This is a genomic window from Companilactobacillus mindensis DSM 14500, from assembly GCF_001434275.1.
Classification (GTDB): Bacteria; Bacillota; Bacilli; order Lactobacillales; family Lactobacillaceae; genus Companilactobacillus; species Companilactobacillus mindensis.
Genome location: NZ_AZEZ01000022.1, coordinates 40518 through 54311, shown reverse-complemented (window position 1 = coordinate 54311; position 13794 = coordinate 40518). Strand labels below are relative to the sequence as shown.

10 protein-coding genes are annotated in these 13794 nt (G+C 37.8%); 7 read left to right on the top strand and 3 right to left on the bottom strand.

The window, feature by feature from the left end; all coding sequences use genetic code 11:
* The first annotated feature begins 664 nt into the window (after positions 1-664).
* The 4 genes from gndA (at position 665) to FD29_RS03115 (ending at position 5441) form a co-directional block, all read left to right on the top strand.
* The gene (gndA, locus tag FD29_RS03130) at positions 665-2089 is read left to right on the top strand and encodes an NADP-dependent phosphogluconate dehydrogenase (protein WP_057887509.1); all 1425 of its coding nucleotides are present in this window, start codon (positions 665-667) and stop codon (positions 2087-2089) included.
* 340 nt (positions 2090-2429) lie between these two features.
* Complete coding sequence (locus FD29_RS03125) at positions 2430-3116, top strand: response regulator transcription factor (RefSeq protein ID WP_057867881.1); 687 nt, start codon at positions 2430-2432, stop codon at positions 3114-3116.
* Entirely contained in the window at positions 3113-4204 is a 1092-nt protein-coding gene (locus tag FD29_RS03120; protein ID WP_057887508.1) for a sensor histidine kinase, read from the top strand. Before FD29_RS03125 ends, FD29_RS03120 begins: the two co-directional genes overlap by 4 nt.
* 301 nt (positions 4205-4505) lie before the next feature.
* A complete protein-coding gene (locus tag FD29_RS03115; protein ID WP_057887507.1) occupies positions 4506-5441 on the top strand; it encodes a hypothetical protein in 936 nt (311 codons plus the stop codon).
* A gap of 95 nt (positions 5442-5536) precedes the next feature.
* On the opposite strand, the gene trpX is transcribed toward FD29_RS03115, so the two are convergent.
* From trpX to FD29_RS03100, 3 genes are all read right to left on the bottom strand, one after another.
* Positions 5537-6553: a tryptophan ABC transporter substrate-binding protein gene (gene trpX, locus FD29_RS03110; protein WP_057887506.1), complete on the bottom strand. Its 1017-nt coding sequence runs from the start codon at positions 6551-6553 to the stop codon at positions 5537-5539.
* A gap of 475 nt (positions 6554-7028) precedes the next feature.
* Complete coding sequence (yidC, locus tag FD29_RS03105; protein WP_057887505.1) at positions 7029-8039, bottom strand: membrane protein insertase YidC; 1011 nt, start codon at positions 8037-8039, stop codon at positions 7029-7031.
* A 58-nt stretch (positions 8040-8097) separates the two neighbouring features.
* Complete coding sequence (locus FD29_RS03100; RefSeq protein WP_057887504.1) at positions 8098-8373, bottom strand: acylphosphatase; 276 nt, start codon at positions 8371-8373, stop codon at positions 8098-8100.
* Positions 8374-8439: 66 nt separating this feature from the next.
* Here FD29_RS03100 and FD29_RS03095 point away from each other — a divergent pair, with 66 nt between their 5' ends.
* From FD29_RS03095 to pheT, 3 genes are all read left to right on the top strand, one after another.
* On the top strand, positions 8440-9201 hold the full coding sequence (locus tag FD29_RS03095) for a TrmH family RNA methyltransferase (RefSeq protein ID WP_057887503.1): 762 nt from the start codon (positions 8440-8442) through the stop codon (positions 9199-9201).
* A 652-nt stretch (positions 9202-9853) separates the two neighbouring features.
* Positions 9854-10900 carry a phenylalanine--tRNA ligase subunit alpha gene (gene pheS / locus FD29_RS03090; RefSeq protein ID WP_057887502.1) on the top strand — a complete coding sequence of 349 codons (1047 nt, stop codon included), beginning with the start codon at positions 9854-9856 and terminating at the stop codon, positions 10898-10900.
* A 4-nt stretch (positions 10901-10904) separates the two neighbouring features.
* On the top strand, positions 10905-13310 hold the full coding sequence (pheT, locus tag FD29_RS03085; RefSeq protein ID WP_057887501.1) for a phenylalanine--tRNA ligase subunit beta: 2406 nt from the start codon (positions 10905-10907) through the stop codon (positions 13308-13310).
* Positions 13311-13794: the final 484 nt, after the last annotated feature.

Below are 13794 nucleotides of genomic sequence, written 5' to 3'. Positions count from 1 at the left end.
TGCCTTAGCAGCTTAACAATATTTAATTTTGTCTAACTTTTGTGTTGCACTTTAGAGTAGTTTTTCAACTGCTCCTTTTTATTAGTTTCATTAGGGAACAATTTAACAGGCTTTTTGATACAGAAGTGGTATTCATTAGAAACCAACAGAATGTTGTCATTGTTGCCACGGCTACTTTTGAAAAGAGAAGATTTAAAGAAACAAAAAAGAACTGATATAAAAGAAAGCCAGTTATGTTAGCTTAAATTTATCAGTTCTTGTAAATGGTGAAACCGTTATTAAAATGATAGTAGCAGCTATCAAGTGGTTAATTAAAACATTGAAAGGTTGGGGTTAAACTCCTTCCTTTCGTATATGGTAACATAGGCGGTAAAATAAGAGCATGAATGAAAATTAGGAGTGCATGACATGAACAGTTATGAGAGAAGAATCGTTATATACAAAATCATTATTGCATTGAATTGTGTCGGTATCATATATGGATTAATTAGTTGGTTTAAATAAAAAATATCAGGGATATATGGCTATGAAAAAAATAACGGTTATAAAGTCTGATGTTATCCGTAAATTAAAATATTCGTAAAATGGAGTAGTTTTTATATACTCCTTTTTTATTTTTTTGTTAAGATGATATTGTGAACAAAAATCGGAGGTAATTATTATAATGGCAAAACCACAAATTGGTGTTATTGGTATGGCAGTCATGGGTAAGAATCTTGCCCTAAATATTGAAAGCCGTGGATATGAAGTTGCTATCTACAACCGTACAGGTTCAAAGACAAAAGCAGTTGTTGAAGAACATCCAGAAAAGAAATTAGTACCTAGTTATACAATTGAGGATTTTGTAGACTCACTTGAAAAACCACGTCGTATTATGATGATGGTCAAAGCTGGTGCAGGTACAGATGCTGTTATCAAGCAATTGTTGCCTTTACTAGACAAAGGTGACGTTTTGATCGATGGTGGTAACACATTCTTCGAAGACACAATGGAAAGAAATGCACGCCTCGATAAATCAGGTATCAACTTTATCGGTATGGGTGTTTCCGGTGGTGAACTTGGTGCTTTGCAAGGTCCTTCATTGATGCCCGGTGGTCAAAAAGAAGCTTATGACTTAGTTGCTCCTATTTTGGAACAAATTTCAGCTAAAGCTGACGAAGACGGTGCTCCATGTGTTACATATATCGGACCAAATGGTGCCGGTCACTATGTAAAGATGGTCCACAATGGTATCGAATATGGCGATATGGAACTTATTTCCGAAAGTTACAACTTGTTGAAGCACTTGTTCAACAATGACGTTAACAAGATTGCTGAAGTATTCCAAGACTGGAACAAGGGTGAACTTTCAAGTTACTTGATTGATATCACTTCACAAATTTTGACAAGAAAAGACGACGAAGGCACAGATGACTACATCGTCAACAAGATCATGGACAAGGCCGGTAACAAAGGTACTGGTAAGTGGAGTTCACAAAGTGCCCTAGAACTTGGTGTTCCACAATCATTGATCACAGAATCAGTTTACTCACGTTACGTTTCTGCTTATAAAGACGAACGTGTCAAAGCAAGCAAGGTCTTGCCAGCTCCAGAAACAAAGCCAGTTATCAAAGATGTTGACGAATTAGTTGCTAAGATCAGAAAGGCTTTGTACTTCAGTAAGATCATCAGTTATGCTCAAGGATTTGCTCAAATGAAGGCCGCTTCAGATCACTATGATTGGGATCTAAACTACGGTAAGATCGCTCAAATCTGGCGTGCTGGTTGTATCATTCGTGCTCAATTCCTACAAAACATCACTGATGCTTACGACAAGGATCCAAAACTAGACAACTTACTATTGGACGACTACTTCAAGGGTATCGTTAAGGAATATCAATCAGATGTTCGTGACGTTATCAGTTTTGCCGTTCAAGCAGGAATTCCTGTTTCAGGATTTATGGCTGCTATTTCTTACTACGATCAATATCGTTCAGAAACATTGCCAGCTAACTTGATCCAAGCTCAAAGAGATTACTTCGGTGCTCACACTTATGAGAGAAACGACAAACCAGGTACATATCACTATACTTGGTACGAAGAACAATAATCGCTTTGAAATTTCGGTTAAGTGCATTATCAGTTGATTTTAACTTTTAAGGATTAACCTAGAGGACCTCCATTTCACGGTCAGTGTGAAGTGGAGGTCCTTGTAGTTGATTTAAAAAAGTAATCAGAATCGACGTTAATATATGGTTAATTTGCTTGGAGTTTTAAAAAATAATAATCAATTTTTTGAGATTCTAAAAAAATAAAAATTAAAGCTTGTCTTCTTTTAATTTTTGCTATATGTTAAAATCATTAATGCATTGCCAAAAGCGTGACATATTTGAATTAATGATTAAGCTATAATTAAAGATAATTTAATATTTTATGTATAGGAGATACGTATGGCTAAAATACTTGTTATTGAAGACGAAGAGAATATGGCAAAATTCGTTCAACTCGAACTTCAACATGAGAACTATGAAGTGACTGTTGAACGTGATGGTAGAACTGGTCTCGACGCAGCGTTATCAGAAGATTGGGACTTGATCTTACTTGATTTGATGTTGCCCGAGTTGAACGGTATCGAAGTTTGCCGTCGTATTCGTCAAGAAAAGAACACACCAATTATTATGATGACAGCCCGTGACTCGATCATTGACCGTGTATCAGGATTGGACCACGGAGCTGACGACTATATCGTTAAGCCTTTTGCAATCGAAGAGTTGCTTGCTAGAATCCGGGCTTTGTTGAGACGAATCGACCTTGATATCGATGTTACTCGCAACAACGACCAAGTACTTAAATATAAAAACTTAGTGATCGACAAGACAACACAAACCTTGAAGCGCAATGGTGAAGTTATCGACTTAACTCGTCGTGAATATGACCTTTTGAGTGCTTTGATGGAAAACGTCGGGACTGTCTTGAGTCGTGATGACTTACTAGAACGTGTTTGGGGAACAGGTTCATCAACTGAGACTAACGTTGTCGATGTTTATATTAAATATCTTAGAAATAAGATCGACCGAGCCGGTGCACCAAGCTACATTTCAACCGTTCGTGGTAAAGGGTACGTGATGCGTCGATGAGGATCTCGATTAGATTCAAGTGGACGGTTTTGATTTCCATCGTGATCTTGTTGGCTTATATCTTTGTTGGAGTATTGGCCATGAGAACGGTTGGAAACGTGGCATCCGTTAACGAAATAAATACTTTCACAACTAAATTAGTCATCGGTGGTATTGTAGTATTTATTATCGGTGTCTTAGTCAGTTTTTATGCTGTAACTTTAGTTTTGAACGATTTGAAAAAAATCAACCGCACGATCGACGATCTGAATAAGAAACCGGATTCAGATTCGCGAATCAAGCTGCGGAAACGTAATGATGAAATTTATGACATGACTGTCAATATCAATAAGATGCTGGATAGGATGCAAGCCTATACGAACCAACAAAAGGAATTCGTAGAGGATGTTTCGCATGAGCTTAGAACGCCAGTGGCAGTGTTGGAAGGTCATTTGAGCATGCTGCAACGCTGGGGCAAGGATGACCCAGAAGTTTTGAACGACTCGATCAATTCATCGCTTCAAGAGTTGAAACGGATGCAGTCATTGATTCAAGAAATGTTGGATCTGACCCGTGTGGAACAGATCGACAGCGCTTATTTGGAACAAACAACTGAAGTGAAACCACTGTTTACGCAAGTTTATAATGATTTCAAAATGTTGCATCCAGACTTTGTGATCAATTTTGATGACGATATCAGAGAAGGCAGCAAAGTAAAAATCTACCGCAATCACTTGGAACAAGTATTAGTCATTCTTTTGGATAATGCTTTTAAGTATTCAGCTGATCGCAAAGAAATCAATTTGGCTGCTTCGACTAATTCCGCATTGTTGGAAGTTGTCGTGCAAGATTATGGCCTAGGAATCGCTAAAAACGACTTGAAACGCATTTTCAATAGATTTTATAGAGTTGACAAGGCTCGTTCTAGAAAGCGTGGAGGGAATGGTTTAGGCCTTTCTATCGCTAAACGTTTGATCGAGATCTATCACGGCAGTTTGGAAGTTGAAAGTGTCGTAGGATCCGGAACAGTCTTTAAGATTGAATTGCCATTAGTTCAAGAAGAACCAGAAGAAGAAGACACAACTGAAAATACTGAAAAAGAAAAGTAACTCTCAATTTTTGAGGGTTATTTTTTTCAAGTTTGGTTGTTTACTGCCGTCTTCCAACAATCCGCCGGGATTCCATTCCAGACTAAACGGTTTTTATTTGTTTTACATTACTAAAATGGGTCGTCCAGTTGATTTTTTGGATGACCTATTAATATATCTAAATAATTGTATGTAATCAAAGTTGAAAAAGAACCAAAATATAGTTGTTCCACAAGACTTTTTTCCGTATATAAGGAATTAATTTGCACATTTTACCCAAGAAAGGTATATTATTATACCAAGTTGTTAAGGGGGAAACACAATGCGAAAAAGGGGATTAATAGTTGCTATTTTGGGATTATTATTGTTTGTCGTTGGTTGTTCCAAAGTTACCACCAGTCAACCTACTAAAACGGTTCACAATACCGTCAAGTCAATTGATTATACGAATTTAGATCAGTCGCAAAAAGATGAAATGAGTTTTTCGTTCAAACGTTACGATGGTGGCGACACTTCATCGATCAATATGCACGTTGTCAATCGAACTAGCGAAGATGTTTTGTTCGATGGCACGAAGTTCGTTTTAGCGTACCAAAAGGGTCCTGATGTCTACTCGACTAAGGATGATACGATAACTATCAAGTCAAATAGTACTAAGACAGTGAAATTTTTATTCACCGGCGTTGATAATGACAATTTTAAAGCAGTCGGTTTGTTTTACTATAAAAATTCCAATTATAAATTGGCCTATTGTAAAAAAGACTCCAATGAATCCGAGTCTTCCAATTTGAAGGAAGCAGTTTTACAAAAAGAATATCAGGGGCAACCGCAAAAGAAAAAAGCAGCAATAGACAAGGATAAAAAGGATTCTCAAAAAAAATCTGATCAAGCTTCTGATGAAACTAAGAAGACTCAACAGCCGCAAAAACCAGCTCCACCCAAACCACCGATCGTCAACGCTGATCAAGCAATAACGTTAGTGGAGAGTCAATATGGCTTAGCTCCGAATGGCACAGCCTATACGCACATGGTCGACAATAGTTCGGGGATGGACTGTTCGATCAAAGGAAGCGATGGCCAGATGGTCTATTGGATCAGATTATTTAAGACTGATGTTGGTGGCAATAACGGTGGTCTAAATGATTGGACAGTTTATCAAAATGGTATTGTTGTCAATCAAGTACCTGAGATTATGTCTAACAAAGATACTAAAAATAATCCGCCAGTTGATGAACATAATGATCAATCGCAACAGTAAATATGCTTAAAGTAAATAATCCACATCAACAGATATGCGTTGATGTGGATTATTTTTATGGTTGGAGCTAGGCCGGTGCTTGGAATCATTACTCTCTATTTTAAGATTTGACCATCTTTTTGAGCTTGTTTGACTAATGAATCTGGGAAAGTGATGTTGAGTTTCTTAGCCATTTTTTCATTGAGCATCAAGTGACCTTTTGAAGCGACGGTTACTGGGGTAGTTGCAGGGTCTTTGTGGTGTTTGAGGACGTTGACTACTTGTTCGCCAGTTTTTTGACCTAATTCGTATTGACTGATACCGTCAGTGGCTAAACCACCATCTTTGACCATTGTTGTAGCAGCAGGGAAGACAGCGATGTTCTTTTTAGCAGCGATAGAAGATAATAACTTCATTCCAGAAGCAACGGTATTGTCGGTTGGTACGTAGATCGTTTGAACCTTGCCGGCTAAGGCAGTGGCTACTTGTTGTAAGTCGTTGACAGAACTAATACTTGAAACTTGCACATCGATACCTTCTTTTTGAGCGTAATTTTTCATTTGTTTCATCTGGTGTGCTGAAGGAGTGTCACTGGAAGTGTAGATGATACCTAAAGTTTTAAGATTAGGAATGACAGTTTGAATCAGTTTTAACTGACTTTTGATCGGTGCCTGACCAGCAACACCAGTAACGTTGCCACCAGGATGTTTTTCAGTTTTGACTAAGCCAGAACCAGCCGGATCAGTAATACCACCCATGATGATTGGCGTAGTTTTAGTTGCACTCATCAGTGATTGAATGGCTGGAGTAGCGATACCAACGGAAACATCGACATTGTCTTGAACAAATTTTTTGCTGATAGTTCTTAGATTACTTTGATCCCCTTGAGCGTTTTGGAATTCAATTTTGATGTTTTTGCCATCAATGTAGCCATTTTTTTTCAAAGTGTCATCGATTCCTTGATGGATCTGATCCAAAGCTGGGTGTGACATCAACTGCAATATTCCGACCTTAGGAATGGCTGCCTGTTTTTGTGCGTCAGCTCGTCCAGTATAAAAATAAGCCCCGATTAAAATTGCGCCTAAAGCGACTAGTGAAGCGATGGTTGTGTAAAGTTTTCTCGATTTTTTCATTGTAATATTCCCCTAAAATAAAAAGACAATCCCAAAATTTAGTGGGATTGTCCTTAATAAATAAAATACCCACATGGCTAAAATTAAAAATTTTTCCATGTGGGCTTTAAAATTATCATAGTTTAATAAGCCGACACGGATTCAATCCTTTTCAGACTGAATCCATCTCGGATTAGTCTGAGTTATCGGCTTTGCCAACGAATATTCACAATGTTTAGAGAGTATGTCTTTTTCATAATGTTTTCTCCTAACAAATTTGATGTCATAAATATATTTCAAACTTTTAATCTTGTCAACAATAATTTTAATTATTATTTGTTGGTAAATGTTGATTTATATCGCCTTATATGAAGAAAAGATTAAAAATATTATGAAAATAATCTTAAAATATTTTAATTTTTCGAATATCAGCTACAAAAAAAGACCTCTGATTCGATGTGAGAATCAGAGATCTTTTAAAATTAAACATATTTCATTATTTCTTCTTGTTACGTTGTTGCTTGCCTTGGTTCAATTCACGAAGTGTTTTGTGAAGTTGTTCTTCACTGGCAGAATCGGAACTAGAACTAGTATTGGAATTAGCAGTTGAAGTACTGTTATTAGAAGATCCATTGAGAATATCGTCGAGCATTTCTTGAGTTACAACGACTTTGACCGGATTCTTCTCAAGTTCTTCGTCAGTTCTCTTTCTGATCTTTGGCGTAATGACGTAGTTGGTGATGAGTTGTTGGATCAAAATTACGACACCACCGACTAAGAAGTAAAGTGCTAGAGCAGCAGTTGAGATCAATGAAATGAAGAAAGTCATCATCGGACTCATCAAAATCATCATCTGCATTTGTTTTCTCTGTTCAGGAGCCACGATTTGTAGTGACATCCAACCTTGGATCAAATAAAAGACGGTCGCAATGATGGCAATCAATATACTTGGCTTACCAAGTGGAATTGAAAGGAAAGTAGCGGCACCAATTTGTTTAGAATATTGTACGGCTTGATAAATACCGATCAAGATAGGCATTTGAAGTAGTAAAGGCAAACAACCGATACCACCAGTCAAACTCAAATTATTCTTTTTATAAACATCCATCATCAAAGCACTGATCTTTTGTTGTTGGTCAGGACCTTGAGCTTTCTTTTGAGCAACTTGGATCAATTTCAATTGTGGCTGTACGGCACGCATCTTTTCTTGTTGTGTCGTTGATTTGTATTGTTGATTCAATGAAAGTGGAACCAGAATCAAACGAACCACGAAGGAAATGATCACGATCCCCCAAGCATAGGCGTTAGTACCGCCGACAGCTTGAGCTGTCTTGAGGATCAATTTTTGGAACGGAATTCCCAGCCATTTATAGATAAATCCATAAGGCCCACTAGTTGGAGCGTGTAGGTTAGCGGCTGAACCCTGCGCTGCACACCCCGTCAAAACTAATGTCAGTACCAATACTAATGACAGTATCGATATATATTTGACGTATTTTTTATTCACTTAATAAACCACCCTTTTACTCGTATAGAAAGTAATATACGTTAACTCATTTGACGTTTCAACCAATTACAGTGAATTTCCTGTAATCTTGCAAGTCGTCAGAAAAAGTATAGTCCAATTTGGTTACTTTTCCAAAGGGTGAAGGGGAAGATTTTACTCGATTTAAAAAAATATAGAGTGTTTTTTCATCAGCTTCGGCTTCAATCGAAACTGAACCGTCGATATTGTTTTCGACCGTGCCAGTTACCCCTAGTTCGAGGGCCACTTGAAAGGTTGAGTATCTAAAACCGACACCTTGCACTAAACCATCGACATTAATAGAAAGATGTTTCACAACTAATCACCTCAAATCCTCGAATGTGTTAATATTTATATTATAGAACAAGAGGGATGGATCAATATGAAATATATCGAATCTAAGAAAAATGATGAAATCAAACAATTGAAAAAATTGTCAGCAACTAAAAATATTCGTAAGACTGGAACTTACCTGATCGAAGGTTTCCATCTAGTCCGTGAAGCCGATCAATACGACCAAAAATTCGAGAAGCTTTTCGTAACTGAGAACTACTCAGATGACCGTTTGGTTAAAAAGTACTACGATATTGCCACAACTATTTCCGAAGATGTTTCTGAAGAAATATCTGAAACAAAATCACCCCAAGGAATCTTTGCAGTTATTAAAGTTCAAGATGTTCCCGATATGCCAACTTTAGACGGCAAATGGGTCATTTTAGACGACGTACAAGATCCCGGCAATGTGGGAACTATTGTCAGAACAGCTGATGCTGCAGGTTACAACGGTGTCATTACCAGCTTGAACTCAGCTGATACATATCAACCAAAAGTACAACGCTCAATGCAAGGTAGCCAATTCCACTTACCAATTTACCGCATGGATATTCAAAAGGCTTTGAAGTTAGCCAAAGATTCATCATTGGAGATCTATGGTTCAGAAGTCAACAAGAGTGCTAAGCCTTATAATGAATTGCCTAAGACTGAAAACTTTGCTTTGATCATGGGTAATGAAGCCCACGGTGTCAGCAAAGATGTACTTGTAAACTGTGATGAAAATATTTATATTCCTATCTTAGGAAAAGCCGAATCGCTTAATGTAGCAGTAGCTGCCGGTGTTTTGATGTACGGTTTGCAATCACTTTAAAACTTGCGAAAGTTTTTAGTTTTTGTATAATCAACATATACAAAATAATAATTAAACTTTGACGAAAAATAGTAACCAATAAATTCATGACAGGAAGAGCCGATCGACTGAAAAAGGCTTGATGAATGAATTGGCGAATTCACTTTCTGAGTTTTTAGCTAGTTACTATATAACTACTTGAGTGCATGTCTATTTAACATGAACTAGGGTGGTACCGCGAGTCCTCGTCCCTTATTTTGGGATGGGGACTTTTTTTGCGTAATTTATTTAAAAGTGATTATGTCAAAATTATGATTCTTTCTTAAATTTCGGTTATATCTAATTATTTAAATATATAGGTCATCTGGAAAAATTGAATGGTTGTTTTAATGCAATTACATAATATAAAAAATATTTAGTCTGGAATGAAATTTTGTTAGATGCTCAGCCGTGGGAGGCTTTTAGCTGGCGTACTTTGCCAGGTTAGAGCCAGACAAGCTTTAAAACAATTCATAGAATTGGTTCAAAGTTGCTCTCACAGCGTTCCAGCATCTAACAAAATTTCATGGAAGACGGCAAGTAAAACAACCATAGAAAGAACCAAATTATAGTAATGAGTTTTTTGTCAACAAGTGAATCTTGTAAATCAAGGTCGATCATCAAGGAGGAAAACATGTCATTAAATGATACTTTAAAGAACCTGAGAGAAAACGGTATTGATGAAGCCAAACGTGCTGAAAGACTTCAAGAATTAAATGATCTAAGAGTTAATTTGTTAGGTAAGAAGGGTCCTATTACAAAGGCCTTGCGTGGAATGAAAGATGTTCCCGCTGAAGAACGTCCTGAGATCGGTACGTTAGCTAACAACGTTAAAAAAGATATTCAAGCTGCTATCGAAGAAAAAATGGTCGAATTGAATGAAAAGCTTGTTGCTAAAAAGCTTGAAGATGAAACTATCGATGTAACTTTGCCAGCTACTAAGCAAGTTCAAGGTACTAAACACATCTTGAATCAAACGATCGAAGATATTGAACAATTCTTCATTGGCTTGGGTTATGAAGTTGCTGGTGGCTATGAAGTTGAAGAAGATCACTACAACTTTGAAAGATTGAACATCCCTAAGGATCACCCTGCACGTGATATGCAAGATACTTTCTACTTGTCAGATGAGTTGTTGATGAGAACGCAAACTTCTGCTCAAGAAGGCCGTGACATGGAAGCTCATGACTTTACTAAGGGTCCTTTGAAAATGATCTCACCGGGTGTCGTTTACCGTCGTGATGATGATGACGCTACTCACTCACACCAATTCCACCAAATTGAAGGTCTAGTTGTTGATAAAAACATTTCTATGGCCGATCTAAAAGGTACTTTGGATGCTTTGTGCCGTCACGTCTTTGGACCTGACCGTGAGATCCGCTTCCGTCCAAGTTACTTCCCATTTACTGAACCATCCGTTGAAGTTGACGTTTCATGTTTCAACTGTGGCGGGCAAGGTTGCCGAATTTGTAAGTATACTGGCTGGATCGAAGTATTAGGTGCTGGTCTTACACATCCAAACGTTTTGAAGATGTCAGGCATCGACCCTAATGAATACAGTGGTATGGCTTTTGGTCTTGGACCAGAACGTTTTGCAATGCTTAAATACGGAGTTAACGATATTCGTGATTTCTACTTGAACGATGTTAGATTCCTAGAACAATTCAAAGGAGTAAATTAAAATAATGAAGATTTCTGTTAATTGGTTAAAAGAATATATTCCTGTCACACACACAGTTGAAGAAATGGCTGATAAGATCTCGTTAACTGGGATCGAATCTAGTCCAGTTAAATTGGGTGAAGAGTTGACGAACTTAGTTGTGGGACACATCACAAGTATCGCACCACATCCTGATTCAGATCACTTGAAAGTTTGCCAAGTCGATGTTGGCGAATCAGAAGATATTCAAATTGTCTGTGGCGCTCCAAACGCTGCAGCAGATCAATATGTGATCGTTGCTTTGCACGGCGCTCATTTGCCAAATGGCGTTAAGATCAAACGTGGAAAATTGCGTGGACAAGAATCTAACGGTATGATCTGTGGTTTGGATGAAGTCGGTGTTCCTGCTAAATATATGCCAGAAGAATTTGAAAATGGCATCTACGTCTTTGACGAACCTCAAAAACCAGGTCAAGCTGTCTATGACTTGTTAGGCCTAAAGGAACAAATGATCGATATCGATATCACACCTAATCGTGCTGATACTTTGGGTATGCGTGGAGCTGCTTGGGAAATCGGTGCTACTTATGATGAGAAACCAAGCTTTACCAAACCTGAACTAGACGATGCTAAGGTAACTTCTGATTCTGATATCACTGCGGATGTAGAAGAAAAGCAACTTGTTCCAGATTATTTGTTGCGTGAGATCAACGGTGTCAAAGTCGCTAAGAGTCCTTTGTGGATGCAAAGAAGACTTTGGAATCAAGGTATTCGTCCCGTCAACAGTGTTGTGGATGCAGCCAACTATACAATGATCGAATATGGTCAACCTATCCAAGCTTACGATGCTGATAAATTGGCTGCTAAGAAATTGGTCGTTAAGTTAGCTCACAATGGCGACAAATTGCATTTAGCTGACGAAGACAAGGTTCTCGATGCAAACGACTTGATTATCACTGCTGGTGACCAAATTTTAGGTCTAGCTGGTGTACAGACAAGTGACGTGGCTGCTGTTGATGAAAACACTAAGAATGTTATCTTGGAAGCGGGAGTATTCAACGGAGCTTCTGTCCGTAAAGCTGCTCAAAGACACGACCTTCGTGGCGACGACTCAAATCGTTTTGAAAAGGGCGTTGACAATGGTATCGTAACTGAAGCTTTGATGCGTGCAGCTCAATTGGTCGACCAAGATAGCGATGTTGCATCTATTTCAGAGACAATTACCGGTAACTTTACTAAAGCTGAACCAACCATCATCAAAGGGAGTATTTCACATATCAACCATTTGATGGGCTTACATCTTGCTACTGATGAGATCACAAAGATCTTGGATCGCTTAGGCTTTGACGTGGCTGTTGCAGGGGATGATATTACAGTAACTATCCCTACAAGACGTTGGGATATGGCTATTGAAGCTGACCTTGTGGAGGAAGTTAACCGTATCTACGGCTATGCTAACTTACCAAATACTTTGCCAGCTGGTATGGAAACTAAGGGTGGCTACAGTCCTAAACGTGAATTAGCTAATAAATTACGTGACATCTTACTTGGTGAAGGAATGGACGAAGTGATCAACTTCTCATTGTTGAGTAAACAAGAAGTTGAAGATTTCAATGTCATCGACAGTGAATACACTAAGTTGTTGCACCCAATGACTGAAGATCACGAATATCTAAGAAACAGTTTAGTTCCTGGTTTAGTTAGAAATGTTGCTTACAACCAAGCTCGTAAAAACGATGATCTACAAATTTTTGAACACGCCCGTATCTTCTCCAGAGCTACTGGCAAAGAACGTCCTGATGAGATCACTTATCTTTCCGGTGCCGTCAGCGGAAATGTTGTTGCTGACTCATGGAACACAACTGCTCAACCAGCAGATTTCTATTATGTAAAAGGTATTGTTGAAGAATTGCTTTCATTCGTCAATGCTGATGCTGAATTCACTTTTGAAGCTACTAAAGACTACAAGAACATGCACCCAGGCCAAACTGCAAAGATTTTGGCAAATGGCCAAGTGATCGGTTTCGTTGGTAAATTGCACCCTAATTATCAAAAAGCCCACAACGTCAGTGATACTTATGTCTTCGAACTCAACGTCGATCTTTTGTTCGACTTGAATAAGAAGAACGTCAAAGCACAAGCTGCACCTAAGTATCCAGCAATCAGCCGTGACCTTGCTATCTTGGTCGATAAAGATGTTGAAAATGGTCAAATCGTTAACGATATCTTTGCTAATGGTGGCAAGTACTTGAAGGATGTTAATATCTTTGATGTTTATCAAGGCAAGAACATCGCCGCCAATCACAAGTCACTCGGCTATCACTTAGTATTCTTGAACCCTAATGATACTTTGACAGATGAAGAAGTTGAAAAATCCTTCACTGTTGTTAAAGATAGTTTGGTCAAGAAATTCAATGTTGAAATTAGATAGAGAGTGTTTCAAACCGGTTAACTTTTGAGTATTTGCCTAATCGCACGAATTGATTGCCGATTTTGCAAGTGATTTGTGGGATGTAGCAAAACGCAGAAAGTTGGTTTGAGTAACTCGTTTTGAATAGAGAGTGTTTTAAACCGTTTAACCTTTAAACATGAACACTAATATGAGAAAACCCCTGATTCTTTATTTAGGATCAGAGGTTTTCTTAGTTAAACGAAAAAAATCAATCTTTCAAATTCACTTTTGAGATAAGTGGTCTGTGATAATATATAGATAGTAATTAGAAAATATAAAGTTTATCTAAATGGCCAAATAAGAACATTAGAACTGATAAAAAGAATCTAAAGATATTCAATAAAAGGATTGTTTCACAGTTGGTTATTATATTATTATTAAGTGTCATGATAATTTGGCAATGGAGTAAGATTGTTGAAACACTTGTTAGTAAAGTGTATTTATAAACTAAGTGTTGGGGTGT

Coding starts and splice junctions, on each gene's coding strand:
- gndA (WP_057887509.1), top strand. CDS start 665: ATGGCAAAACCACAAATTGGTGTTATTGGTATGGCAGTCATGGGTAAG.
- FD29_RS03125 (WP_057867881.1), top strand. CDS start 2,430: ATGGCTAAAATACTTGTTATTGAAGACGAAGAGAATATGGCAAAATTC.
- FD29_RS03120 (WP_057887508.1), top strand. CDS start 3,113: ATGAGGATCTCGATTAGATTCAAGTGGACGGTTTTGATTTCCATCGTG.
- FD29_RS03115 (WP_057887507.1), top strand. CDS start 4,506: ATGCGAAAAAGGGGATTAATAGTTGCTATTTTGGGATTATTATTGTTT.
- trpX (WP_057887506.1), bottom strand. CDS start 6,553: ATGAAAAAATCGAGAAAACTTTACACAACCATCGCTTCACTAGTCGCT.
- FD29_RS03095 (WP_057887503.1), top strand. CDS start 8,440: ATGAAATATATCGAATCTAAGAAAAATGATGAAATCAAACAATTGAAA.
- pheS (WP_057887502.1), top strand. CDS start 9,854: ATGTCATTAAATGATACTTTAAAGAACCTGAGAGAAAACGGTATTGAT.
- pheT (WP_057887501.1), top strand. CDS start 10,905: ATGAAGATTTCTGTTAATTGGTTAAAAGAATATATTCCTGTCACACAC.